Annotated in this window: 21 protein-coding genes; 8 read left to right on the forward strand and 13 right to left on the reverse strand. The window is 52.0% G+C overall.

Going from position 1 to position 24,171, the window contains the following annotated elements; genetic code table 11:
- Positions 1-10: 10 nt before the first annotated feature.
- Entirely contained in the window at positions 11-2,110 is a 2,100-nt protein-coding gene (gene glyS / locus FIT99_RS10145) for a glycine--tRNA ligase subunit beta (protein ID WP_140004172.1), read from the reverse strand.
- On the reverse strand, positions 2,107-3,048 hold the full coding sequence (gene glyQ / locus FIT99_RS10150) for a glycine--tRNA ligase subunit alpha (protein WP_189524826.1): 942 nt from the start codon (positions 3,046-3,048) through the stop codon (positions 2,107-2,109). Before glyQ ends, glyS begins: the two co-directional genes overlap by 4 nt.
- Positions 3,049-3,199: 151 nt before the next feature.
- On the opposite strand from glyQ, the gene FIT99_RS10155 reads away from it, so the two are divergent.
- The 4 genes from FIT99_RS10155 (at position 3,200) to FIT99_RS10170 (ending at position 9,132) form a co-directional block, all read left to right on the forward strand.
- Positions 3,200-3,634 carry a hypothetical protein gene (locus tag FIT99_RS10155; RefSeq protein WP_140004174.1) on the forward strand — a complete coding sequence of 145 codons (435 nt, stop codon included), beginning with the start codon at positions 3,200-3,202 and terminating at the stop codon, positions 3,632-3,634.
- A 63-nt stretch (positions 3,635-3,697) separates the two neighbouring features.
- The gene (locus FIT99_RS10160) at positions 3,698-4,978 is read left to right on the forward strand and encodes a TolC family protein (protein ID WP_140004175.1); all 1,281 of its coding nucleotides are present in this window, start codon (positions 3,698-3,700) and stop codon (positions 4,976-4,978) included.
- Complete coding sequence (locus FIT99_RS10165; RefSeq protein WP_140004176.1) at positions 4,975-6,063, forward strand: efflux RND transporter periplasmic adaptor subunit; 1,089 nt, start codon at positions 4,975-4,977, stop codon at positions 6,061-6,063. The genes FIT99_RS10160 and FIT99_RS10165 overlap by 4 nt, the downstream gene beginning before the upstream one ends.
- A 3-nt stretch (positions 6,064-6,066) precedes the next feature.
- Positions 6,067-9,132, forward strand: a complete 3,066-nt coding sequence (locus FIT99_RS10170; protein WP_140004177.1) for an efflux RND transporter permease subunit — start codon at positions 6,067-6,069, stop codon at positions 9,130-9,132.
- A 33-nt stretch (positions 9,133-9,165) separates the two neighbouring features.
- On the opposite strand, the gene lnt is transcribed toward FIT99_RS10170, so the two are convergent.
- The 6 genes from lnt to phoB all read right to left on the reverse strand — a co-directional run bounded on the left by lnt (position 9,166) and on the right by phoB (position 15,374).
- On the reverse strand, positions 9,166-10,755 hold the full coding sequence (gene lnt, locus FIT99_RS10175; protein WP_140004178.1) for an apolipoprotein N-acyltransferase: 1,590 nt from the start codon (positions 10,753-10,755) through the stop codon (positions 9,166-9,168).
- Positions 10,665-11,510: a ChbG/HpnK family deacetylase gene (locus FIT99_RS10180; protein WP_140004179.1), complete on the reverse strand. Its 846-nt coding sequence runs from the start codon at positions 11,508-11,510 to the stop codon at positions 10,665-10,667. Before FIT99_RS10180 ends, lnt begins: the two co-directional genes overlap by 91 nt.
- A gap of 8 nt (positions 11,511-11,518) precedes the next feature.
- Complete coding sequence (locus FIT99_RS10185; RefSeq protein WP_140004180.1) at positions 11,519-11,893, reverse strand: GtrA family protein; 375 nt, start codon at positions 11,891-11,893, stop codon at positions 11,519-11,521.
- Between the two features lie 7 nt (positions 11,894-11,900).
- A complete protein-coding gene (locus tag FIT99_RS10190) occupies positions 11,901-12,878 on the reverse strand; it encodes a glycosyltransferase family 2 protein (protein ID WP_140004181.1) in 978 nt (325 codons plus the stop codon).
- Positions 12,879-12,924: 46 nt separating this feature from the next.
- Positions 12,925-14,502, reverse strand: a complete 1,578-nt coding sequence (locus FIT99_RS10195; protein ID WP_189524743.1) for an ArnT family glycosyltransferase — start codon at positions 14,500-14,502, stop codon at positions 12,925-12,927.
- A 167-nt stretch (positions 14,503-14,669) separates the two neighbouring features.
- On the reverse strand, positions 14,670-15,374 hold the full coding sequence (phoB, locus tag FIT99_RS10200; protein WP_140004183.1) for a phosphate regulon transcriptional regulator PhoB: 705 nt from the start codon (positions 15,372-15,374) through the stop codon (positions 14,670-14,672).
- A gap of 268 nt (positions 15,375-15,642) precedes the next feature.
- Between phoB and FIT99_RS10210 the strand changes: the two genes are divergently transcribed.
- Genes FIT99_RS10210 through nusB form a run of 3 tightly spaced genes read left to right on the forward strand, consistent with a single transcriptional unit; the run spans position 15,643 to position 18,213 of the window.
- Positions 15,643-17,205, forward strand: a complete 1,563-nt coding sequence (locus FIT99_RS10210) for an OFA family MFS transporter (RefSeq protein WP_140004184.1) — start codon at positions 15,643-15,645, stop codon at positions 17,203-17,205.
- Between the two features lie 37 nt (positions 17,206-17,242).
- A complete protein-coding gene (ribH, locus tag FIT99_RS10215; protein ID WP_396652210.1) occupies positions 17,243-17,716 on the forward strand; it encodes a 6,7-dimethyl-8-ribityllumazine synthase in 474 nt (157 codons plus the stop codon).
- The gene (gene nusB, locus FIT99_RS10220; protein ID WP_140004185.1) at positions 17,713-18,213 is read left to right on the forward strand and encodes a transcription antitermination factor NusB; all 501 of its coding nucleotides are present in this window, start codon (positions 17,713-17,715) and stop codon (positions 18,211-18,213) included. Before ribH ends, nusB begins: the two co-directional genes overlap by 4 nt.
- Positions 18,214-18,286: 73 nt before the next feature.
- Here the strand turns inward: nusB and FIT99_RS10225 are convergent, their stop codons facing one another.
- The 5 genes from FIT99_RS10225 to FIT99_RS10245 form a co-directional block, all read right to left on the reverse strand.
- Positions 18,287-19,030 carry a UDP-2,3-diacylglucosamine diphosphatase gene (locus FIT99_RS10225; protein WP_140004186.1) on the reverse strand — a complete coding sequence of 248 codons (744 nt, stop codon included), beginning with the start codon at positions 19,028-19,030 and terminating at the stop codon, positions 18,287-18,289.
- A gap of 3 nt (positions 19,031-19,033) precedes the next feature.
- A complete protein-coding gene (locus FIT99_RS10230) occupies positions 19,034-19,528 on the reverse strand; it encodes a peptidylprolyl isomerase (protein ID WP_140004187.1) in 495 nt (164 codons plus the stop codon).
- 29 nt (positions 19,529-19,557) lie between these two features.
- Complete coding sequence (locus FIT99_RS10235; protein WP_140004188.1) at positions 19,558-20,127, reverse strand: peptidylprolyl isomerase; 570 nt, start codon at positions 20,125-20,127, stop codon at positions 19,558-19,560.
- Complete coding sequence (locus FIT99_RS10240; protein WP_223261183.1) at positions 20,127-21,359, reverse strand: L,D-transpeptidase family protein; 1,233 nt, start codon at positions 21,357-21,359, stop codon at positions 20,127-20,129. Before FIT99_RS10240 ends, FIT99_RS10235 begins: the two co-directional genes overlap by 1 nt.
- A gap of 104 nt (positions 21,360-21,463) precedes the next feature.
- Positions 21,464-22,525, reverse strand: a complete 1,062-nt coding sequence (locus tag FIT99_RS10245; RefSeq protein ID WP_140004190.1) for a nuclear transport factor 2 family protein — start codon at positions 22,523-22,525, stop codon at positions 21,464-21,466.
- A 257-nt stretch (positions 22,526-22,782) separates the two neighbouring features.
- Between FIT99_RS10245 and cysS the strand changes: the two genes are divergently transcribed.
- Positions 22,783-24,141, forward strand: coding sequence for a cysteine--tRNA ligase (cysS, locus tag FIT99_RS10250; RefSeq protein ID WP_140004191.1), 1,359 nt, complete (start codon positions 22,783-22,785; stop codon positions 24,139-24,141).
- The last annotated feature ends 30 nt before the right edge of the window (positions 24,142-24,171 follow it).

The raw sequence follows: 24,171 nt of genomic DNA on the forward strand, positions 1-24,171 counted from the left end.
GGCATGCAGATTAGCTAGCCAGTTTGGATAAATCAGCCACCCGGTTCATGGCTTGATGCAAGGTCGCAAGCAAGCCGAGGCGGTTGGCTTTTAATGCTGGGTCGTCTGCATTGACCATCACCGCATCAAAAAACGTATCGACCGGCGTTTTGAGCACGGCCAGCGCTTGTAGCGAACCGGTGTAATCCCCTGTTTCAAACAGTTGATCTGCGGTTGGCTTGGTAGCTTGCAGCGCTTGATGCAAGGCTTTTTCGGCGGCTTCATGAAGCAGCGCCTCATTGACCACCGCCTTGACTTCCCCTTCAGCTTTTTTCAGGATATTAGATACCCGTTTATTTGCGGCCGCCAAGGCCGGTGCTTCTGCCAACGCAGCAAAGGCATGCACCGCACTCAACCGGCGGGGTACTTCTGATAGGAAGCCCAACGACAACGACAATACCGCGTCGACTTCTTGTGCGCTGGCACCCTGATCACGTAAGTTCACCGCTAATCGGTCCAGACAAAAGGCTTGGATGGCATCCGCCACGTCGGCATCGCCGTCAAACACGCTGAGGCTAAGTGAAATAAGGCTATCAAATGCCAGTGGCAACTCGGTTTCCATCAGCATCCGCAAAATGCCCAAGGCTTGACGGCGCAACGCAAACGGATCTTTGTCACCCGTAGGCTTTTCACCGATACTAAACAGACCTACCAAAGTTTCCAGTTTATCGGCCAGCGCAACAACCACACCCACCTGACTACGCGGCAAAGCATCTCCGGCAAAACGCGGACGATAATGGTCTTCTATCGCGTATGCCACATCGTCAGCCAAGCCCTCATGTTGTGCATAATAGCGCCCCATAATGCCTTGCAACTCTGGAAACTCTCCCACCATATCGGTGAGCAAGTCCACTTTCGACAATCTTGCCGCTTGTGCCACTTTCGCAACAAAGCCCTCGGGGCCAATCTGTTGAGCGATGGCGCTGGCAATCGCCACCACGCGTTGATTACGTTCGCCTTGCGAACCGAGCTTGTTGTGATAAACCACTTTTGCTAAGCCTGGCAAACGGCTATCAAGTGTCTTTTTCTTGTCCTGATCAAAGAAAAACTTAGCATCGGCCAGACGCGGACGAACCACGCGCTCATTGCCGCCAATCACTTTGCTAGCGTCCACCGGGTTGATGTTAGAGACGATTAAAAACTTGTTAGTCAGCTTGCCGCTAGCATCTAGCAACGGAAAGTACTTCTGGTTCGCCTTCATGGTCAGAATCAGGCACTCTTGTGGCACCGCTAAAAATTCTTGTTCAAACTGGCCCAACAGGACATTCGGGCGTTCTACAAGAGCCGTCACTTCGTCCAACAGTGCATCATCTTCAATCGGTGTCAGGCCTTGCTTGCCAGCGGCAGCTTGCAGTTGTTTGACGATCTCGGCACGGCGCGCATCAAAGCTCGCAATTACGGCCCCTTCATCGGCCAGTTGCTGTGCATAACTATCAGCAGAGACCAATGTCACTAAAGGATGTTTTGCTTCAAAACGATGCCCTTGTGTCGTATTGCCCGCCGTTAAACCGAGCGTTGAAACCGGGATGACTTCATCACCATGTAAGGCAACCAAGCCATGGGCCGGACGCACAAAGTTCACACTTTCCCAGCCATCATTGATCTGATAAGTCATCACTTTGGGAATCGGTAATTTCGCCAGCGTCTCATCCAGTGCCTTTTGCAAGCCTTCTTGCAAGGTTGCACCTGCCTGCGTGGCATCCAGAAACAGAATGTCTGCCTTGCCATCGTTTTCTTTGCGCAGTTTGGCAACCGCGCTTTCACCTTCACCCAGCGCCTGTAATTTTTTCACCAGCGCAGGGGTTGCCTTGCCATTCGCGTCTAGGCCAACCGTCGCTGGCATTAGTTTTTGTGCCACTTGCTTATCCGCCGCTTTATCAGCAACGTCAGTGATATGCGCTGCCAAACGACGTGGAGAGGCGAAAGTGGTGACACGCGCTGCCGCGCCCAGTAAACCGGAGGCTTTCAAGCTCTCGGCCAATACACCACTAAACGACTCACCGAGCTTTTTCAGTGCTTTAGGTGGCAACTCTTCTACAAATAACTCAACTAACAGGTTGCGGGTACTCATGCTGCGGCTTTCTTGTGTTGTTCGGCTGTTTCACTGTCCAGTTTCTTTAAAACTTCTTCTGCCCACGCTTTGGGAGCCATCGGGAACCCAAGACGGGCGCGACTATCGAGATAGCTGGCCGCTACACTGCGCGCTAGGTTACGGATTCGACCAATATAGGCGGCGCGTTCGGTCACCGAAATCGCCCCGCGTGCATCTAGTAGGTTAAAAGTATGCGCAGCTTTTAGTACTTGCTCATAAGCGGGCAAAGCGAGTTTTTCTGCCATTAAATGCTTGGCTTGTTTTTCGTGCGCATCAAAGGCCGTCAGCAAGAAATCCACATCACTGTGCTCAAAGTTATAGGCAGATTGCTCTTTTTCGTTCTGCAAGAATACGTCACCATATTTCACTCCTGGCGAATACTCCAAGTCATAGACATTTTCGACCCCTTGCAGATACATCGCCAGCCGTTCTAGGCCATAGGTGATCTCACCGGTAATCGGTTTACAGTTAATGCCGCCGACTTGCTGAAAATAGGTAAATTGCGTCACTTCCATGCCGTTTAACCAGACTTCCCAGCCCAGCCCCCAAGCACCGAGGGTCGGGTTCTCCCAGTCATCCTCCACAAACCGAATATCGTTTTCTTGCAAATTAAATCCCAAGGCTTCGAGTGAGCCGAGATACAGTTCAAGAATATTGGCTGGCGCGGGTTTCAATACGACCTGATATTGGTAGTAATGCTGCAATCGGTTAGGGTTCTCGCCATAGCGACCATCTTTAGGACGGCGACTAGGCTGGACATAGGCCGCTTTCCAAGGCTCAGGCCCCAGCGCGCGCAAAAAGGTGGCGGTGTGACTGGTGCCGGCACCCACCTCCATGTCGTAAGGTTGCAACAAGGTGCAGCCCTGCTTGTCCCAGTATTCTTGGAGCTTTAAGATGATTTGTTGAAAGGTCAGCAACATCGCGCCAGATCCGATTGAATGTAAAACGGATATTTTACCTGATTCAGACGGGGTTAAGAAATCGCTTTGCATCGTCGTTAAAGGGTCAAATGCGTCGCTTGTGTGCTCGACGATTGTGGGATCACTAAAAGTTTGGTAGATTGATTGGATGAAATCTTATCGTTCATGGGTATTGTTGCTCACGCTGTGGTTTGCCTTGCTGCAAACCATTGCGCCGCTGTTGCACGCCCATGCGGCAGGCGATACTGCTGCCGACGATGGTCCGCACATGCACATGATGGATATTCCCGCGCTGCATGCCGAGGCGGTACAGACCAAACACCCTTTTCATTGGCATGTGCATTCTGATAAATCGCACGGTCAAATCATCGGCATGGGCCAAGCCATTACTGAGAGCAACACACTACTCAGCCTGATGGATGCTGATGCGGGTGCTTGGCTCGCGGCACTTCTGCCCTGCTTGTTACTTTTGTGTACCGTTTTGCTGGACAATAAGCGTGCTTATCAGCGACAGCAAAACGATCGCCCATGCCTGCACTCCCCACTCACCCGTCATAGCCCTCGCGGCCCGCCACTCGCCTGAACCTTAAGCTAACGCAGCGTTTGGTGATTGCCAATCGCCTGCCTGTTTTGTTCAGGAGAGCATATGTTTCATTTTTCTCAGGGAGCGCCTCGCTTCCTCTTAGCCGCATGCTACCTATGGGGATTTCTTAGTCACGCGTCCATCGCTGTGGCGGATAGCCGCAGTCATTCTTCCGCAGACCATGAAGATACGGTCAGTGCGAATCCGCGCTTGAGCTTGCATGAAGTCTTACAGCAGGTGGTCGCGCTGCATCCGCAGCAAGCCTTACTCGCGGCGCATCAACACATGGTACAAGCCCGTAAAACCATGGCAAACAGCTGGCTGCCACAAGCGCCGTCAGTCGGATTCTCCCATCAAAATGATGCATTACTCAGCAATCGTGATGAGCGCGAATGGCAAGCACAAATGCAAATCCCAATTTGGCTACCCGGCCAGCGGCAGGCACGCAGCCAAGTGGCCAGTCTGGCGGACGACAGCTTGTTACAAGACCGTGCTGGTTTGCAACAACTCGCAGCAGACTTGTTACGCAATGCGGTTTGGGAGATCGCCCTGCGCCGCAATGACGTCAGTTTGGCCGATCAACGTCTGCGCACCCTGCGTGAGATCGCCGAAGATGTGCAAAAACGATTTCGTGCCGGCGAAGTGGCCAGACTGGATGTGATGCAAGCCGGACAAGAAACCTTGCTCGCCGAGCGCCAACAAGTCACGGCACGAGCCGAACTCATGCATGCGCAATTTCGCTACCAGCAACTCACTGGCCTAAATGAAATGCCAGCCAGACTGGAGGAGCCCTTGTCCTCGCGAGAGGATTATGTAGATTCGCCTTATTGGCAAGCGGCGCAGGCCAGACTCAAACTGGCAGAGGGCCAGCGAGACTTGACGGCGATTGAGCAACGACAAAACGCGCAACTCACGGTCAGCACACGCACCATTCAAGGCGGTTTTGATTACGCCTATAACTCCAGCATGGGCGTCGCCATTAATATCCCGCTGCAAAGTGAGGTGCAACGGGCGCCGCTGATGGCCAACGCCGAGCAAAACATCGGCGATGCGCGCACGCAATTAGAGACATTGCGCCGACAACTCGACAATAACCTGCACGAAGCCGAGCACAATCTACATGTCAGCCGCCAAGAATTGGCCCTGATTGCGCAACAACAAGCCCTCGCCAGCGAAAACGCCAGCCTGGCTCGCAAGGCCTATCGTGTTGGCGAGCTCGATCTCAACCAATTATTGCGGCTGCAACTACTGGCGTTTGAAGCCGAGCGCAGCTTAAGCAGCCAACAACTTCAAGTGCAATGGAATATTGCCAAATACAATCAGGCCGTAGGAGTCTTGCCATGAAAAAAATGTTATTTTTAATGCTCTGGGCGCTCGGCCTGCATCAGGTTTACGCCGCCACAACCTTGCCGTTGAGCGCCAGCCAACTCAAACAAATGCAAGTGCAATGGGGACATCTGCAAGTCGAATCCAGCGGCTTGTCTGCACGTTACCCGGCAGAAGTGGTTCTCCCCCCAACGCAAACACGTGTCGTGACTGCGCCCCAGGGCGGGCTTATCACCAAGCTGTCTGTCAGTGTGGGCGATACCGTAAAGCAAGGCCAAGTGATCGGCCAGTTGAGCAGCCCTGATCTGGTCTCGCTACAAAGCCAATATTTACAAGTTGAAACACAGGCCAGATTGCATGCACAAGCACTGCAAAGAGACCAAGCTTTGTTTAAGGATGGCATTATTGCGCAACGCCGACTGCAAGAAACACAAAGCGCTCATGAAACCAGCCAGGCCATGATGGCCGAGCGACAACAAACGCTCAAATTGGCAGGCATGAGTGAGGCGCACATCCAGCAACTGGCGCAAAAACGTACCATGCAAAACGGCATCGCCATTGTTGCACCAATCAGTGGACAAATCATGTTGCAACAACAGTCGGTCGGCGCCCGCGTCGATATGGCAATGCCGATTTTCACCATCAGCAACCCGAATCCTTTATGGCTGATGATACAAGTGCCCATGCAACAAGCACAACGCCTCTCCCCCGGCAGCGCCGTGTATTTACCTAAGTCGGGGCTGAGTGCGAAGGTGGAGACGGTGTTGCGACAGTTAAACAAAAACAATCAAACCACCCAAGTCCGCGCCTCTATTCGTGCAGGCACTGAGCAATTGTCGGTGGGGCAAATTGTGGAGGTTGCGCTGGTTGAAACGAGCAAAGCGCAGCGCTTTATTGTCCCCAGACAAGCCGTGGCGAGACAAGGCGAGCAAGCGGTGATTTTTGTCCAACAAGGTCAGGCCGTGGCGGTCATCCCAGTCAGAGTGACGTTAGAGCAAGCGCAGCAACTGAGCATACAAGCTAACTTGCGCGGCGATGAGGTAGTCGCCATCGAAGGTATCGCCGCCTTAAAAGGCCACTGGCTTGGCTTAGGTGGAGAGTAAAGCATGCTAGATTGGTTAATTACCGTCTCACTCAAACAACGCTTATTAGTGTGCGTGTGTGCTATTGGTTTATTGTTTGCTGGCTGGACCGCCTATCAAATCATCCCGATTGATGCCTTCCCCGATGTGTCATCCACCCAGGTAAAAATCATCATCAAAGCCCCGGGCATGACACCAGAAGAGGTCGAGGCAAGAATCACCGCACCCATTGAGGTGGAGATGCTAGGGATTCCCAAACAAACCAGTTTGCGCGCGGTGGCGAAATATGCGCTCACCGATATCACCATCGACTTTGAAGATGGTACGGATATCTACTGGGCGCGTCAGCAAGTCACCGAGCGTCTCAATAACGCCATGCCAAATTTGCCGGCCGATATTTCAGGCGGCATTGCGCCGATGACCACCCCCTTGGGTGAGATGTTTATGTTCACCATTGAATCAGATACCCTCAGCCTGCAAGAAAAGCGCTCGTTGCTTGATTGGGTGATCCGACCACGGTTGCGTACGGTGCCCGGTGTGGCCGACGTTAATGCACTGGGAGGGCTGGTTCGCAGTTTTGAAATCGTGCCAGACAACGCCAAGTTGCAAGCCCGAGGACTGGCGCTGAGCACCTTGCAACAAGCCATTAGCGATAATAATCACAATGATGGCGCGGGCCGCCTGCGAGATGGAGAAGCTTCATTACTGGTGCGTGCGGAGGGTGCGTTCAAAACATTGGAGGATGTCCGTGATACGGTGCTCAAAGGTGATCTGGGCAGTCCGATACGCATTGGAGATGTGGCTGAGGTGCGCATTGGCGAGCTGACGCGCTATGGCGCAGTCAGCCGTAACGGGCAAGGCGAAGCCGTAGAAGGGCTAGTGCTAGGGCTGCGGGGGGCCAACGCCAGACAAGTGGTTGAAGGCGTGCGTGCCAAGCTGGAGGAAATGGCGCCAGCGCTACCTGAAGGTGTCAAGATTGAGGTGTTTTATGATCGCGGCAACTTGGTTGAGCACGCCGTGCATACGGTGAATCAAGCCTTGCTAGAAGCCGTGGTGCTGGTATTCATTTTATTGGTGCTGTTTTTAGGCAATCTACGCGCTGCGCTCACGGTCGCCTGCGCACTACCATTGTCTATGCTGGCGACGTTCTGGCTGATGTATCAATATGGCATGTCCGCTAATTTGATGTCACTGGGTGGGTTAGCCATTGCCATTGGCATGCTGGTGGACTCGGCGGTGGTCGTGGTTGAAAACATTGTCGACCATTTGGCACACACGCAAGCAGCAGAGTCCCCCAACAAACGCACGATTATCCTATCGGCCATGCGCGAAGTCACAGTGCCTGTCACCGCCGGTATCGTCATTATCATTACCGTCTTTTTGCCCCTGCTGACCCTGCAAGGGCTAGAGGGCAAACTGTTTGCCCCCGTCGCACTCAGTATTATGTTTGCATTGGGCGCGTCATTGCTACTGTCGCTCACCATTATCCCGGTCCTCGCGTCTTTTCTTATTCAAGCGCAGAGTAGCGAAGATCCTTGGCTGATCCGCCACTTGAATCGGTGGTATGCCAGCGCGCTAGCAAGTGCCATGCATCACAAACGGAGCGTAGTCGTGGCCGCCATGGTGTTGCTATTGTTAACCGCGGTTGTGTATCCGCGCATTGGCAAAACCTTTATGCCCACCATGGATGAAGGCGATGTGATCATTGGCACCGAAAAACTCCCCTCTATCTCGCTACAGCAAAGCGTTGCTACCGACAGCCATTTGCAAAAAATCTTGCTGCAACAAGTCGCAGAAATCCAAGGCGTCTACTCCAGAGCGGGCTCGGACGAGTTGGGACTGGACCCGATGGGCATCAACCAGACCGATAATTTTCTGGTGCTTAAACCCCGCGAACAATGGCAAGTGGCTGACAAAGCCAGCCTGATTGAGAAATTGCGTAACGTCATGCAGGGCATTCCCGGGCTGGACTACAACTTTACGCAACCGATTGAGATGCGCGTCAACGAGATGATTTTGGGCGTACGAGGCGATTTGGCCTTGAAGATTTTCGGCACCGATCTCAATGTGTTGAATCAAAAAGCGCAGCAAATCATTCAGGTGCTGGAGACTGTGCCCGGCAACCAAGACGTTTACACGCCGCAAAATAGTGGTGTGCAATATCTGCAAATCAAGATAGATCGTGTGGCTGCTGGTAGGCTTGGGCTGAGTGTGACGGAAATCAACACCCTGTTGCAAAGCCAACTCGAAGGCAAACTACTGGGCATTGTGCTTGAGGGCAACCGTCGCACACCGATCTTACTGCGCGGCAGTCAGGTCGTGCGCGAATCCGCGTCTGACTTTAGTCAACTGATGCTCGCCTTACCACAAGGGGGCACCGTGCCGCTCTCCAGCGTTGCAAGCATCGTGCGTGAGGAGGGGCCGGTTAAAATTGACCGTGAACGCGGTAATCGCATGGTCGTCGTCACGGCCAACGTCAAAGGTCGCGACCTAGTGAGTTTTGTCGAAGAAGCCAAACAAAGGGTTGCGCGAGAAGTCAAGTTGCCAGAGGGCTATTGGCTAAAATGGGGCGGACAATTCGAAAACCAGCAACGTGCCGCTGCGCGTCTGAGTATCGTCATACCGATTGCGATTAGCCTGATCGCCCTGCTGCTATTCATGACGTTTGGCTCACTGCCCAAAGCACTGCTCATTTTGGCGAACATTCCATTCGCCATGATCGGCGGAGTGTTTGCATTATGGTTATCGGGTGAATATCTGTCTGTGCCCGCCTCAGTCGGCTTCATCGCCCTATTAGGCATTGCCGTGCTCAATGGGGTGGTGATGGTCAGCCATTTTCAACAGTTGGCGGCACAAGGCATGGCCGCCAGCATGATTGCTTACGAAGGGGCAAAACGCCGATTGCGGCCAGTGTTGATGACCGCCAGCATCACCGCATTTGGTCTGATTCCCTTATTATTTGCCAGCGGCCCCGGCGCAGAAATTCAACGGCCATTGGCCATTGTGGTGATTGGCGGATTAATCACTGCCACGTGTTTGACCTTATTTGTGCTGCCGATTTTGTATCAGCACTTTTTTGGCAAAGATTAAAGTTGAGTTGGCCGCTTAAGCAGCGGCCAGCAATCACCTTAAAATAATGCCTTTAAAAAATTGCCTAAAATAGAGGCCTAACAGGCCAGCCACACTCAACAGCAAAAATGCACCATTGCCCCAGCAAACGTAAGGGGTCTGCCCACGATAACTTTGCGCTTCTCCAGCAAGAATCACCGCCTCATCGTGCGGGGCATGTTGGAGCACCTGTCCATTTTTATCAATGATGGCGGTCGCGCCAGTATTGGTGCTGCGCAACACCATACGCCCGGTTTCTATCGCACGCACTTGGCTAAACTGCATGTGCTGATCAGCAGCAAACGATTGCCCATACCATGCATCGTTGCTGAGATTCACCAACAACTCGGCTTGCGGCAATTGCTGTGCAATTTCGTCACCAAATACATCCTCATAGCAGATGTTGACCCCAATTTTTTGCCCAGCAATCAACAAAGGTTGTTTAGAGAGCCCTCGCGACAAATCACTGAGCGGCATGTGCAGCCAATCGCGATAAATCCAACCAAAAACACTTTTAAGCGGAATATACTCGCCAAACGGCACCAGATGGCTTTTGGCATAAGATTGCGTCGGTGAGATGCCCAAACTGATGGCACTATTAAAGTACTCGCCAGGCTTCGCCTCGACGACACCGACCAAGAGATCGCCTTGCTGGTCCAGCGCATGTTGTCTCAGCGCATCCAGATAAGCCGGATCGACTTGTTCTAACAGAACGGGCAATGCGGTTTCTGGCAACACAATTAAAGTGGCCTGTGCTTGGCGCACCATCTGCAAATACTGGCGCATGGTCTGCTCAGCATGCGTAGGCGACCATTTCACTGTTTGGCTGATATTCCCTTGCACAAGCGCGACCCTGATCGGTTGCCCAACCGCTTGCGTCCAAGGTATCTGGGTGAAAGCGCTCCCCCCTAGCAACAGCCCAGCGATAAACGGGATTGATTGCCTGCGCTTGGCTTGCCCCGTTAGCATAAAGAGGCTTGCTGCCAACAACATCACCAAGGCAGATACGCCATACACCCCCACCAGCGGCAGAAAGCCAGCCAATGGACTGTCAGGCGCCTGACTGTAGCCCAGTGTCAGCCACGGAAAACCGGTAAAAATCCAGCTACGCACCCAGTCGGATAAAGCCCACAGCATGGGCGCGCTGAGCATTACAGTGCCTAACCGTTTGGCAAGATAGCCGGCGCCTGCTGGAAACAGCGCCATAAACGCACACAGACAAAACGTGCAAAACCCGGCAAACCACCATGGCATGCCGCCAAAGGTATGCAGGCTGATATAGATCCAGTAAATGCCAACACTGTATAACCCTAATCCAAAAGCCATGCCAAGCTGGAACACTTGTGCTGGCGTGCGTGCTTGCTGCCATAAGCCAAGCAGCGCCGCCAATGTCAGCCAAGGGAGCCAAAACAGGTAATAAGGGGCAAAACCAAGCACCGTCAGCGCACCCAGCAACAGCGCCAGCCCTAAGCGATAGCCAAACGCTAAGCGCGCCACCCTTTCAAGCCACGCAGTCAATGCATGCCTTTCAACAAGCCTTTCACCGGCTGAATATCGGCCATGGCTAACCAAGCAGAAAAATCCGCAGATTGCATCACTTGCCATTCAATCATTCTGGCGATTGCAATTGGATCTTCAGGGTCAATCAACTGTGTGGGTCGCGCCGGATGGCACATGAGTACCGGCGGCAGTGCATGTTCAGCGCTGGGGGGCACTTGTTTGAGTTGTCGCGCCCAATGCAACCAGCGTGCTTGATACGCCGCTGCATCGCCCTCAAAATCGTAAACACCCAGCAATACCGGCGAAACACGAAAGCCTGCCGCAACGGCTAAATGCTGCAATGCGCGCGCGCCTAAATGATGAATAATACGGGCCTTGAGGCCACTCGCCAGCGGCGGGCTTGAGATGCGCAACCAAGGGCGCTGCTCAGTGGGTAAATGCCCATAACGATCTTGCATGGTGGCGACGAGTGCCTCGCGAATGATCGGCAATTGATGCACGTGTAGATGGCCATCGATATAGTCTGGCGGCGTTTGTACCGCTTGCTCAAAAGCATCCAGCTGCTGCTGAATATTGGTTTGCACGGCTTGCCGATTCAGCATGCCGCACACACTGCGCAACACCAATGCAGGATGAGAAGCGCGCATGGCTTGTGAAAAATGCGTAAAGTCAAGATGCACGCCAAAGTCTGCCTGCTGGCGCAATTGCGCACTGAGCTGCTTGGCACTCTCAGGCCAGCGCGGGCTCAAGGTCATGCAGGAGGTCGCGCTCAATATCCCGCGCTCAATCAGCGTCAAAATGGCGTCATCAATCGCCGCCGATTGTGCGTAATCATCGGCACAAATAATCACCTTAGCCATAACACCTCTTAATCATGCTTAAAGGCCCAAAACCTGCTCAACAACCAAGTGCTCACCGCGACCAACACCATCACCATGCCCAGTACACACCAAAATGGCAGCGGCGTGTAGGTCAGCGCAAGCCACAACAGCACTTGATTGCCTAAAAACCCAAGCAGTGCCACCGCTAAGAACTTGAAAAAAGCGGCAACATGTGCGGCCTGCGTGCCTCGAAAAGACCAGTGGCGATGACCAATATAGCTGACCGGAAAGGCACATAAAAAACCCATCCAATTCGCACTGGTGGCTTGCCAGCCCAAGGCGTGGGCCAACAAGGCCACAATATAATGAACGGCTGCCGCCAGAGCGCCTACGCTGACAAAACCTAATACCGAGGCGCGCATGGAGCTCTCAAGACTGACGTCGCACAGTGGTTGGGGCAATCACCTCAGCCACAATGTAAGGGGGACGACCTTTAACCTCGTCATAGACGCGCGCCAGATATTCGCCCAGCACGCCAATAAATAATAGCTGCACACCCGCAAAAAACATCATACTGGCCACCACCGTCGGCCAGCCGGGCACCGACTCATGAAAAAACAAGGCGTCGATGACCACGATGGTGCCATAAAAGAAAGCCAACAAGGCGAGTGTGGCCCCGGTTAAACTAGCCAAGCGCAGCGGTAACACTGAAAAACTGGTAATGCCTGTCCACGCCAACGCAATCAATTTGAGTTTTGAGTAGGCACTTTCACCATGCAAGCGCGGCAATGGTGTGTAAGGAATCCCTATTGACTTATAACCGACCCAGGCATAAATGCCCTTCATGAAGCGGTTACGCTCAGGTAACGCACAAAGGGCATCGACCACGGCACGATTCATCAGACGAAAATCGCCGGCATCGCGCGGAATGTCAACATGGGTGCTGGCGCTCATCATGCGGTAAAACAGCCGTGAGCCCCACAATTTAAAAGACGACTCTTGCTCGCGGTCTTGGCGCACGGCGTAGACCATGTCATAGCCTTCACGCCACTTTTCCAACATGGTCACCATCAATTCGGAGGCATGCTGGCCATCGGCATCCATGCAGATCACCAGATCGCCTTTGGCATAACCCAAGCCAGCACTGATCGCGTTTTCTTTACCAAAATTGCGTGAGAACCTGACCAAGGTGACCTGATAGTCAGTCACCAGTGACTGCACCACCTGCGCGGTTTGATCTCGGCTGCCGTCGTCCACCACCACCATATCCCAGTAGGGGGACATCTGTTGCAACACGCCACGAATATTGTGGAGCGTATTGGCAATATTTTTTTCTTCGTTGTAGGCCGGCACCATGACCGTAATATGCGGTTGGGCGGTTGCACGATTGGATTCGACGGGGGTCATGGCATCACGTTTGAAATTGGACTGTGCTTATTGTAGCGGATTGCCACTAATTTTTGGCTGGCGTGGCTAAACGATCATCGCCTTGTAACTGGCGGCGATCTTTAATCACTGCCAGCCACATACCCTGACGCTGGACGCCACCGATCAATTTGCCTTTCATCACTTCATGACAGTGCATATTGGTGGTAGACAAAAAGAAGTCAGCTTGATCCCAGCGGCGGGTGACCGCGAATCGGCCGTCAAGGTAGGGCTCCATTTGCGGCGTATCGACACAGGCGGCCACCCAGTATGGTTTTTCGCGCGCGGGCAGTGGCATCTCGGTGAGTTGATCAGTGGCGGCGCGCAAAGCACTTGACCAGTAGTCGCCTTCCCACTTGAATTGTGCATGCGTTTGATCGCCGGCCAAGCGGTTGAGGCGCACATATTGATAAGGATGCAGTTGCACAATATCCACTAAATTAACGAGCATTAAACCGCCAATGACGCCAGCCCAAATCGCTTGATAAACGCAGCGCCCCTGTAGCGTAGTATTCGCCAAGGCTCGCCACACCGCAACAATCGCCCAAGCAGCAAAAATCGTCAACAAGGGCAACAAAAAGGTAAAGTGCCGCACGCCGTTATACAAGGCAGGGCGATCATCCATCACAAAAATAAGCGGGAACAAAATGCCCACTAGCAAGGTGGCCATCGGCATCCGTGTGGCCTGATCCGCCTTGCGCCAAGCCAATTGGCCCGCAAGCCACAACAAAGGCACACCGCACAAACCCAGCAAGGCGGCTTCTGGCAACTTGACCATCAGATATTGGAACAGATAACTGCGTGGCACCTCACTGATGTTGTAGACGACCCCATTGGCAATCGTCTGCATATTAAAGTCAAAGTGCGAGAAGGACTTAGCCGCTTCAAGTAGATTGTCGGCCTCGATCACGCTCCATGGCCAGCACATCGCCATAAACACAAAGGCTAAAACGGCTGCAGGCAATAACACCACTACCATGCGCAACAGGCGAGAAAGCAGGGGTGTGCGATATTGCCGATGGTCTAGCAACACCCGCAAGATTACCAATAACACCAAATAAATCACTGCAAACGCACCGCCGACGCGCAACCCAAGCGCGCCACCCACCGCAAAACCCAGCAATACAATGACCCTACCACTGACTTGCTCCATGTCACGCGCCACCAGCGCTGTCGCATACAGCGCCCATAGCATGCAGGTCGCAAAAGGGACATCTTTGGTGTGGGTGAACATGGTGCCTGACCAAGACACCGTGAGAAACAACAAGGTCATCGCCAGCAGTGCTAAGCGCTCGCCACCCAGCAGGTGGGCAAATCTGGCGACGCCGTAAAAACCAAGCAGACCGAATAAGGCTGACAGCAAGTGACGGATATCCCAGATCATGATGGGAATGTAAGGATCTAGGGCGGCGGCAACGATATCAAATAACCCACCATAGAGGTAGAGATTTCGATAGTGGAAGGCATCTTGGTCTTTAAAACCGGATTGATACCAGTCGAGCAACATCTGCCCATAAGTATGTTGCACATACTCATCATTGCTGATGCCATGCTGGCGAAACGTGAGTGCGACCCAAATGAGCAACCCGAGCCAAAACAAGCGCATTAACCAGCGAACGCTGTCGGTAGGGCACCTTAGGTTGAAAGCAAAATTCATCGGGCATTTGTCGTGAAAAATTAACACGCGCAAGCGTATCACGACACCCTGTCCGCGGATAGAGCGTGAGACCACTCACGCTCAAATAAATCAAGAACTAGACCACGACAACTGCCTTACAGGCCAGGTTCGGTGTGGACGGAGAAGCGATAACCTGACCCACGCACGGTTTGGATCATTTCTTCATGCTTTGAAGCCACCAGTGCATTGCGTAGACGGCGAATGTGCACATCTACCGTGCGATCCTCAACAAAGACCCGATCGCCCCAGACTTTATCCAGTAATTGCGTGCGGCTATGCACCCGCTCTGGATTCGTCATAAAAAAGTGGAGCAACTTAAACTCGGTTGGTCCCAGTGGAATATGCACATTGTGACCAGTCACGCGATGGGTGGTGGGGTCTAGGTGCAAACCAGCAATTTCGATGGGGTCATCCGTCATTTGTGGGGCACGTCTGCGCAGCACCGCTTTGATACGGGCATTCAATTCGCGCGGACTAAATGGTTTAGTCACATAGTCGTCCGCCCCGACCTCTAGGCCACGTACTTTATCAAACTCGTCGCCGCGAGCGGTGAGCATGATAATGGGCACTTCTTTGGTCAGACTGTCAGATTTCAAACGACGCGCAAACTCGATACCGCTCATCCCAGGCAACATCCAATCGAGCAAAATGAGATCAGGCATCGTTTCGCGCAATAACATTTGTGCATGTTCAACACTGGTGGCGCGGATCGCGTGATGACCGGCCTGTTTGATGTTCAAGGCTAACAATTCTTGAATCGCCGGCTCGTCTTCTACCACCAAAATATTCGCTGCTGCCATGACACTCCCTTTAAGCAATATTGAAACCAATACTATTGATTTAATGCTCGTCAGTTTATGAATGAATTATGACATTTTAATGACAACATCACATAAATTTAATTTTGCCGTTATTGCCTTTTGACCCGAACTGTAACAAGATGTAACCGACTTAAAAAAGGGGTTTTTTATCTTGCTGAATCTTTCAAAAGAACATATCACTGCTGGCGATCATTTTAATCGCTGGCTGGTACCGCCGGCAGCGTTGGCGGTACACCTTTCCATTGGCATGGCCTACGGCTTTAGCGTATTTTGGAAACCACTTGGTAATGCAATCACAGGGGCTGACGGTAAGCCAGTTGCCGCTTGCGCCGCGGGTGCGACGACTTTTGCGGACAAACTAGCAGGGACGGCAAAAGCCTTGGTCGCCACCGATTGCAACTGGACGCAGTTTGACTTAGGCTGGATGTACACTTTATTTTTTGTGTTGTTGGGCTGCTCTGCAGCGGTGTGGGGTGGATGGCTGGAACGTGCCGGGCCGCGCAAAGCAGGTTTGGTGGCCATGCTCTGTTGGTGCGGTGGCTTATTGATTTCAGCGCTGGGGGTATACCAACATCAGCTGTGGATGATGTGGCTGGGCAGCGGTGTTATCGGTGGCATCGGCTTAGGCTTGGGCTACATTTCACCGGTATCCACGCTGATTAAGTGGTTTCCGGATCGCCGAGGGATGGCCACTGGTCTCGCCATTATGGGCTTTGGCGGCGGCGCTATGATTGGCTCACCGCTGGCGACCAAACTGATGAGCATATTCGCCACACCCAGCGCACCCGGCGTTTGGCAAACCTTTATCGTGCTGGCTTTGATTTACGCGGTATTTATGACTTGCGGCTCACTCGGTTATCGCGTCCCAGCGGCGAACTGGAAACCAGCCGGTTGGACCCCACCAAATGTGCAGCATAACCGCTTAGTAGCGACGCGGCATGTCCATCTCAAAAATGCCCACAAAACGCCGCAATTCTGGTTATTGTGGCTGATTTTGTGCATGAATGTATCAGCCGCGATTGGCATTATTGGTGCGGCTGCGCCGATGCTGCAAGAAACCTTTGGTGGTGTTTTGATTGGTCAACCCACGCTGGGGTTTGCCGAGATTAAAGCGGATGAAGCCCTCACCGCCGCCGCTGCCGCGTTTGGTGCTGGCTTTGTCGGTCTGATTTCATTGTTTAATATTTTTGGTCGGATTGGCTGGGCCACTTCGTCAGACAAACTCGGCCGTAAAACCACTTATTTTATCTTTTTTGTGCTGGGTATCATGATGTATGTTTGCGGGGCTTATGCCGCTAACCACCATCAACTCGCTTTGTTTTTGCTGGTGTTTTGTATCATTGCCTCGATGTATGGTGGCGGCTTTGCGACGATTCCCGCTTACTTGGCAGATTTGTTCGGCACCCAGTTCGTTGGGGCGATTCATGGTCGTCTACTCACGGCCTGGTCCACCGCGGGCATACTTGGGCCGGTGATTGTCAACTACATGCACGATGTGCGCATGGAGGCCAACATTGCCTATGCCGACATTTATGCGCCGATTTTCATGACGCTGGCTGCCTTGCTGGGCGTTGGTTTCGTCGCTAACTTGTTGGTGAGACCGGTGGCTGACAAGTACTTTATGTCAGACAGTGAACTGGCCGCTGAACAAAATAGCGGCAAGTCTAGCCAAGGAACGAGCGCACATGTGGGTCAACTGCAACAAAAAACGCCTGCCATGTTGGTCAAGCTTGCTTGGTTAGCGGTGCTGATTCCCATCACTTATGGTATTTGGATGACGGTGCAGAAAGCGTGGGCCTTATTCGCATAATCCCGTAAGCGGGCCGTTTGGGTTAAAATAGCGTTTTATGGTTTCAGCCACGGACGCACAAGTGAACAAAATCTCCCCCAACCTGAACGGCGCCGGTAAAAAAATCGGTATCGTTTTATCCCGCTTTAATGACAACATTGGCGCAGGCTTGCTACAAGCCTGCGAGCAAGAACTGATTAAACTGGGCGTTAACGCAGACGACATTACCCTGGCCACTGTGCCCGGTGCTTTAGAAACACCGCTGATATTGCAGCATATGGCATTGTCTGAGGCCTATGATGCATTGATTGCCTTGGGCGCGATTATTCGTGGCGAAACGTATCATTTTGAGGTGGTAGCTAATGAGTCAGCGCGCGGCATCTCCGAAGTGCAGCGCGACACCGGTGTGCCAGTCGCCAATGCGATCCTCACCACAGAGGACGATGCGCAAGCTGAAGCGCGCACCGCAGTCAAAGGCGCCGAAGCCGCGCAAGTAGCGATTGAAATGGCCAACTTGGTGAATGCACTATGAGCCAGGATAAAGCAGCGGATCAGCCAAATTCAGCTTCGTCGAGTGCACCCGCCAAGAGCAAAGGCAGTAAAAACCGTCGGAAATCGCGTGAGCTTGCGCTCAAAGCGTTGTACAGCAACCGCATGAACGCAGGCGATGTAAAACAATTACGCTTAGACAGCTTGGATGATCCGGATTATTTCAAGGCCGATGAGGTTTACTTCAAGCAGTTGTTGACTGGCGTATTGGACCACACCAGTGACATTGACAACACCATCAGCCAGTTCATTGACCGACAGTTAGAAGAACTGAGCCCGATTGAGCATGCGATTCTGCGCATCTCCGGCTATGAGTTGATGTTCGATGTCAGCATCCCGTATCGCGTGGCAATTAACGAAGGCGTAGAGCTGGCAAAGTCCTACGGCGGCATTGATGGTCACAAATATATTAATGGCGTGCTGGATAAAATCGCGGCGCAGGTCAGGCCGCATGAGTTCGGACAGCAGTCCAGAAAATAGTCTCCATCTCATCGTATCAAATATTGCTTATGCGCTATTTGATACGATGCTGCTTAAACACTGCGCGACTAGCTTAGCGCAGAGTCAACGTCGTTAAACGCATCGCCGCTTGATCAATACGCACCACTTGCGCAGTGTCATGCCAATCGCCAAGCACCCAACGTTCATAACCATGACCATCCACGCGAGCAGTGTGCTGAGCCGGACGGTGCGTATGGCCATGCAAGAGAATATCTGGGTAGTCGTAGCCGCGCAATAAGTTCGCTACCGCCTCGGCGTTCACGTCCATAATCGCCATGGTTTGCGTGGCTTTTGTGTGCGCACTTTGCGTTCGTGCTTGCTCGGCAAACGCGCGCCTGACCTGCAAGGGCTGCGCCAAAAAGGCCTGCTGCCATTGTGGATCTCGCACTTGCGCTCTGAACTGTTGATAAGCCACATCATCGGTACACAAAGCATCGCCATGCGTGAGCAACACGCGCTTCTCACCCAGCACCAACAATGTGGGATCAGGCAAGATCTGCATCCCGCATGCCGCAGCGAACGCGTCACTGATCAAAAAGTCTCGGTTGCCGTGCATAAAAAACAGGCGGACGCCCTGATCTGACAATCGGCGCAACGCTTGCACAATTGGAACAAACGCTGCGCCGTACACCGCATCCTGGAGAATATCATCGCCGACCCACACCTCGACAAAATCACCGAGAATGTAGAGCGCCTCGGCGTTGGCTACTTCAGCATCCAACCAATGCAAAAAAGCCTGCGTTACCGCAGGCCTTTGCGCACATAAATGCAGATCAGAAACGATCCAGGTGGTCATGCTTTACGCAACCACGACGGCTTTTTCGATGATCACTGGCTCGACTGGCACATCCTGATGACCGGCACGGCTGGTCGTCGGCACGGCTTTGATCTTATCGACCACCTCCATACCTTCAACCACTTTGCCAAACACACAGTAGCCCCAGCCTTGGCTGGTGGGTGCGCTAAAATTCAAAAAGGCGTTATCTTTGACGTTGATAAAAAACTGTGCCGACGCTGAATCCGGCACCATGGTGCGCGCCATTGCCAACGTATATTTGTCATTCGACAAGCCATTATCCGCTTCATTTTTGATGGTTGCGTCTGTGGCTTTTTGTTTCATGTTGGTGTCAAAACCACCGCCCTGAATCATAAAGTCGCTAATGACGCGATGAAAAATCACGCCTTCATAAAACCCTTTTTCTACGTAGCTCAAAAAGTTAGCGACAGTGATAGGCGCTTTGTCAGCGTAAAGTTCAATGGTGATGTCACCAAAATTGGTAGTCAGTTTGACCAAAATATTCTCCGTTTATTAAGGGATGACCGTTACTTGCTTGTCACGATCGTTGCACGTTTAATGATGACCGTACGAATCGGCACATCTGAAAAGCCGCGTTGGTTACCTGTCGGCAAGTTGCTGATTTTAAACACCACATCCATGCCAGACACCACCTTACCAAACACGCAGTAACCAATGCGATCAGGCTCCGGGCCGCTGTAATCCAAAAACTGGTTATCCGCCACATTGATAAAAAACTGGGCAGTCGCCGAGTTAGGGTCCGGTGTTCTTGCCATGGCGATGGTGCCGGTCTGGTTCACTAGCCCATTTCCAGCTTCGTTAATCACGGGTGCACGCGTTGGCTTTTCGTTTAATTCGCGGTCAAAACCACCGCCCTGCATCATGAAGCGACCAATGACGCGGTGAAAAATGGTATTGGTGTAGAAGCCATCTTTGACATATTGCAGAAAGTTTTCAACGGTTTTAGGCGCTTTTTCGGGGTAGACTTCAACCGCAAAGGTCCCCTGATTGGTTTCAAACATCACTTGCGTTGCTGCATTCGCGCCGGCCACGGCCGCAAACAAACAACATCCCAACATCCAAGACAACACACGCATTAGGCTGATCCTTCGTACAAAATTTTCCATTCACCATTCTCCTGCACCCAGTACTGTCGCTTTTTCATGACATTACGTAAGGCAGCACTTGTATATTCCTGCTCAAAGTCTACGACCACCATTGGTCTATTAGCGTTCGGATAAGTGAACATGCTGACATCCGATAAATGGACACTGACTTTCGGTTTATTCGCCTGAATCTGACGCTTATAGCTGGCCCACTTAGACAAGTCGCCTTCAGCATAAAAAAAGTCGTTGGTGTAATGCGACAGATAAGCCGCGGTATTTTGCGCCGCCCAATCTTTGCGCCAATCTTCAATCGCAGACTTCAAATCTGCCTTGGTGCGTGTCTGTTGCCGCAATGACTCCGGGGTTACCCACTGAAAATTTACCCCAATCACCACCGGCGTATTGCCAACTTGCAATATCGCTTGCAGGGCTTGCATGTCGGGGTTAGACAGCACGACGCAACCATCGCTGGCGCGTGGTGGGCGGCTATAAGTGTCTCGCGGGGTGCCATGAATCCAAATACCAGAGCCTGTTTTACGCTCGTAGCTATCAATTTCGTTGGGATAATTGAGTGGATAAGCAGCATCGCCATACAAATCTGGCAAGGGTCGATTCAGCTTGCGGGACGCAAAATAAACGCCAATCGGCGTGCGCTTGTCCCCTTGATCCTTTTTCCCAATCCCATTTTTACCGATGGTGACGTAATAATCAGCGACATAGCGCAGCACATCGCCCTCGCCTTTTTCGTAGACATATAAGCGTGAGCGGGCAGTGTCAACAAACAAGACATGGCTTTGTTTTTCAGACAGCTCTACCAGCATGTTCGGCTGGGTCAAGCCACGATTGCGGTCAAAATAGTTGCGGATTCTGATTTCCGCTTCTTCTTTGAAGTCTTGTATACGTGTGCTGTCCGCTGCATTCGCATCGCCAAAATTGTTTAGGATTCTGGCTTTGGCAGAGAGCAAATCGCCATGAATGAGGTGAGCGAGGGCAAAATTAGGCGAAATCGTCAGTAACTGGTCAACATAATCCAGCGCCTGTTGCAGACGGCCCTCTTTGATGGATTGCAACGTCTGTACCAGCATCCGCTCAACCGCATTGGTGTTTTTATTTTGGACGAACAGACGGGCCGTTAACGCTTCATGGTTAACCGCGGTTGCATTCCATGGCAATAGCGCAGCACTGACAAATGCAATATAGCAGTACTTTCTTAGACTCCTCATACCATTATTATACATTTATTTTAATTAAAATTTACGCACGAAAGCCCGCAAGATCACCCCTCAGCGGGGCGATCTTGCCAGTGCATGATGAGATTCAAGCTAGGTTAGAACTTACCCACGCGCTCTTGTTGAATTAACCAGCGGTTGCCTTCTTTGACTAGATTGAGTGTTTTATTTGAACTAGCATCGAGGCCTGTGGCTTTATACATTTGACGGAACGTCACTTTGGCTGAATTATCACCGTCCATTTTTACAACGACATTACTTAATTTGACCGTAATCTTATTGGGGCGGCTGACACGATCGCGACGGGTAGCTTCCCACTGTTTACGCGTTTCTCCGCCTGGCGTTTTAAAGTCCTTGGCGTAACTATCTAAATATTTATCCACATTTTGCGCCGCCCAAGCCTCTGCCCAAGCATTGACCGCCTCTTGCACAGCATGCGCCTGCTGGTCACTGCTCGACTTTTGCTCCACCGGCTTGGCTTCAACCACTGCAGGTTTTTTGCTCTCAACACTCACTGGCGGGGTCACAGCCACTGGTGGCGGAGTCACGGCCGCGGGGGCAGCGGGCGGCGGTGTCACGCTTGGTGTAGGCGCTGGCGGCACCGTGCTGGTGGCGCGCGCAACACTGCGTTTACCGCCAAACAAATCGGTAATCATGGCCAATTTGCTTTGGGCACGGCTGTTGGAGGTATCCAGTTTAAGCGCTTTGTCGTAGGCCTCAGAGGCCATGCGCGCATAAATATCCCCCAAATTTTCATGCGCAGTGGCATAGCTTGGGTGCGTTTTGATCGCTGACTCTAACGCTTTTCGGGCCTTGTCGTACTGTCCTTGGTCGGCATACAAAACGGCTAAATTGTTATAGGGCTCGGGCAAATTAGGATATTTTTCAGTCAATTCGGTAAAGGACTTAATCGCATCATCGCGCTTACCCAGCTCTACTAAAATCACGCCGCGCATGAACATGGCTTCGGCATTTTTAGGATTCGAAGACAAATAACTGTTCACGCGCTCAAGCGCTGCGGCTTGATTGCCTTGTTCAGATAACTGATTAATTTCCCGCAATTCGACATTGGTCTGTCCGGCCAATGCTGGGTAGGGTAAAGTGGCTTGGCTTAAAAGCAGGCCCAAAACCAGTAAAGATTTTTTGAATGTTGCGTTCATGAGTTTGTTACCTGAGCAATCGTTGATTTTTGGCAGTATGTTATACTTGAATTGTACAAGAGACAGTGCGCGTTTAGGTGATTATTACGTTGTAATACGGCATCCATTTGTGTGCTGCTTGGTGTGCCTGACGACAGATTCTCGTCCAGTCATGCCTCACCAATCCCTAACGCAAGCCTCACATTTTTAACACAAATAAACCATAAAACACGCTTGCTAATTTTATCACGCATTAATTCTTTTTACATTTCGTTCGCATGTTAAAACTATACAACACCCTCTCTCGTCGCAAACAAGACTTTCAGCCAATCACCGAAAAAACAGTCAACTTATATGTTTGTGGCATGACCGTGTATGACTTTTGCCATTTAGGCCATGCACGCGTGATGGTGGTGTTTGACATGGTGGCGCGATGGTTTCGTGCCAGTGGTTATACGGTGCGGTATGTGCGTAATATCACCGATATTGACGACAAAATCATCAAACGCGCCAACGAAAACAACGAGAGCATCCAAAATCTGACGCAACGCTTCATTACTGCAATGGACGAAGACTCCGCAAAACTCGGCATCTTACGGCCAGACCTTGAGCCACGGGCAACTGAACATGTGCAAGGGATGCTGGACATGATCACGCAGCTGATAGACAAAGGTTTTGCCTACCAAGCCAGCAATGGCGATGTATTTTACAAAGTGCGGCAGTTTAATGATTACGGCAAACTCTCTGGCAAAACCTTGGATGACTTGCGGGCTGGTGAGCGCGTGGATATCGATGGACACAAACTTGACCCGCTGGACTTTGTGCTGTGGAAATCCGCAAAACCCGGCGAACCCTACTGGGCTTCGCCTTGGGGCAACGGTCGACCGGGCTGGCACATTGAGTGTTCAGTGATGAGTGCAGCCCATCTCGGCGCGCACTTTGATATTCACGGTGGCGGTCAAGATTTGCAGTTCCCGCACCACGAAAATGAAATTGCGCAATCAGAGGCGGTGCATGGTTGCACCATGGCTAACTACTGGATGCATAACGGTTTCATCCGCGTAGATGACGAAAAAATGTCCAAATCGCTGGGCAATTTTTTTACCATTCGTGAAGTACTTGAAACCTACGACCCTGAAGTGTTGCGATTTTTTATTTTGCGCGCGCACTACCGCAGCCCACTCAACTACTCAGATAGCCATTTAGAGGATGCCAAGGCCTCACTCACTCGCTTATACACCGCGTTGCGTGGCGTTGAAATCGCCGAGGGCAGCGTGGATTGGGATCACCCACAAGCGGCCAAATTCAAGCAGGCGATGGATGACGACTTTAACACCCCAGAAGCCATTGCTGTCCTGTTTGAGCTTGCAAACGAATTAAACAAAGACAAATCAGGCAGTACCGGCGCATTGCTCAAACACTTAGCCGCCGTGATCGGTTTATTGCAGCGCGACCCAGAGCAATTTATGCAAGGGGAAGCCAGCAGCGCCCTGGATATCGAGGGCCTGATCGCAGCGCGTATTGCCGCGAAATCTGCCAAGAATTATGCCGAAGCTGATCGCATTCGTGCTGCCTTAGCGCAAGCGGGCATTATCCTCGAAGATACCCCACAAGGGACGACTTGGCGTCGTGCTTGATTGATCCCTAAAAATGATTCTTTTGAACCT

The organism is Methylophilus medardicus (assembly GCF_006363955.1).
Lineage (GTDB): Bacteria > Pseudomonadota > Gammaproteobacteria > Burkholderiales > Methylophilaceae > Methylophilus > Methylophilus medardensis.

What these genes read in the sequence shown, in the direction of transcription:
- FIT99_RS10185 (WP_140004180.1), bottom strand. Translation starts at nt 11,893, where the DNA reads ATGCGCGCCTCGGTATTAGGTTTTGTCAGCGTAGGCGCTCTGGCGGCA.
- phoB (WP_140004183.1), bottom strand. Translation starts at nt 15,374, where the DNA reads ATGGCAGCAGCGAATATTTTGGTGGTAGAAGACGAGCCGGCGATTCAA.
- FIT99_RS10155 (WP_140004174.1), top strand. Translation starts at nt 3,200, where the DNA reads ATGAAATCTTATCGTTCATGGGTATTGTTGCTCACGCTGTGGTTTGCC.
- FIT99_RS10210 (WP_140004184.1), top strand. Translation starts at nt 15,643, where the DNA reads ATGGCCTACGGCTTTAGCGTATTTTGGAAACCACTTGGTAATGCAATC.
- FIT99_RS10225 (WP_140004186.1), bottom strand. Translation starts at nt 19,030, where the DNA reads ATGACCACCTGGATCGTTTCTGATCTGCATTTATGTGCGCAAAGGCCT.
- ribH (WP_396652210.1), top strand. Translation starts at nt 17,243, where the DNA reads ATGGTTTCAGCCACGGACGCACAAGTGAACAAAATCTCCCCCAACCTG.
- FIT99_RS10165 (WP_140004176.1), top strand. Translation starts at nt 4,975, where the DNA reads ATGAAAAAAATGTTATTTTTAATGCTCTGGGCGCTCGGCCTGCATCAG.
- FIT99_RS10180 (WP_140004179.1), bottom strand. Translation starts at nt 11,510, where the DNA reads ATGGCTAAGGTGATTATTTGTGCCGATGATTACGCACAATCGGCGGCG.
- FIT99_RS10160 (WP_140004175.1), top strand. Translation starts at nt 3,698, where the DNA reads ATGTTTCATTTTTCTCAGGGAGCGCCTCGCTTCCTCTTAGCCGCATGC.
- lnt (WP_140004178.1), bottom strand. Translation starts at nt 10,755, where the DNA reads ATGGCAAGTGATGCAATCTGCGGATTTTTCTGCTTGGTTAGCCATGGC.
- FIT99_RS10245 (WP_140004190.1), bottom strand. Translation starts at nt 22,525, where the DNA reads ATGAACGCAACATTCAAAAAATCTTTACTGGTTTTGGGCCTGCTTTTA.
- FIT99_RS10240 (WP_223261183.1), bottom strand. Translation starts at nt 21,359, where the DNA reads ATGAGGAGTCTAAGAAAGTACTGCTATATTGCATTTGTCAGTGCTGCG.
- FIT99_RS10195 (WP_189524743.1), bottom strand. Translation starts at nt 14,502, where the DNA reads ATGCGCTTGTTTTGGCTCGGGTTGCTCATTTGGGTCGCACTCACGTTT.
- glyS (WP_140004172.1), bottom strand. Translation starts at nt 2,110, where the DNA reads ATGAGTACCCGCAACCTGTTAGTTGAGTTATTTGTAGAAGAGTTGCCA.
- FIT99_RS10170 (WP_140004177.1), top strand. Translation starts at nt 6,067, where the DNA reads ATGCTAGATTGGTTAATTACCGTCTCACTCAAACAACGCTTATTAGTG.
- cysS (WP_140004191.1), top strand. Translation starts at nt 22,783, where the DNA reads ATGTTAAAACTATACAACACCCTCTCTCGTCGCAAACAAGACTTTCAG.
- FIT99_RS10190 (WP_140004181.1), bottom strand. Translation starts at nt 12,878, where the DNA reads ATGACCCCCGTCGAATCCAATCGTGCAACCGCCCAACCGCATATTACG.
- FIT99_RS10235 (WP_140004188.1), bottom strand. Translation starts at nt 20,127, where the DNA reads ATGCGTGTGTTGTCTTGGATGTTGGGATGTTGTTTGTTTGCGGCCGTG.
- nusB (WP_140004185.1), top strand. Translation starts at nt 17,713, where the DNA reads ATGAGCCAGGATAAAGCAGCGGATCAGCCAAATTCAGCTTCGTCGAGT.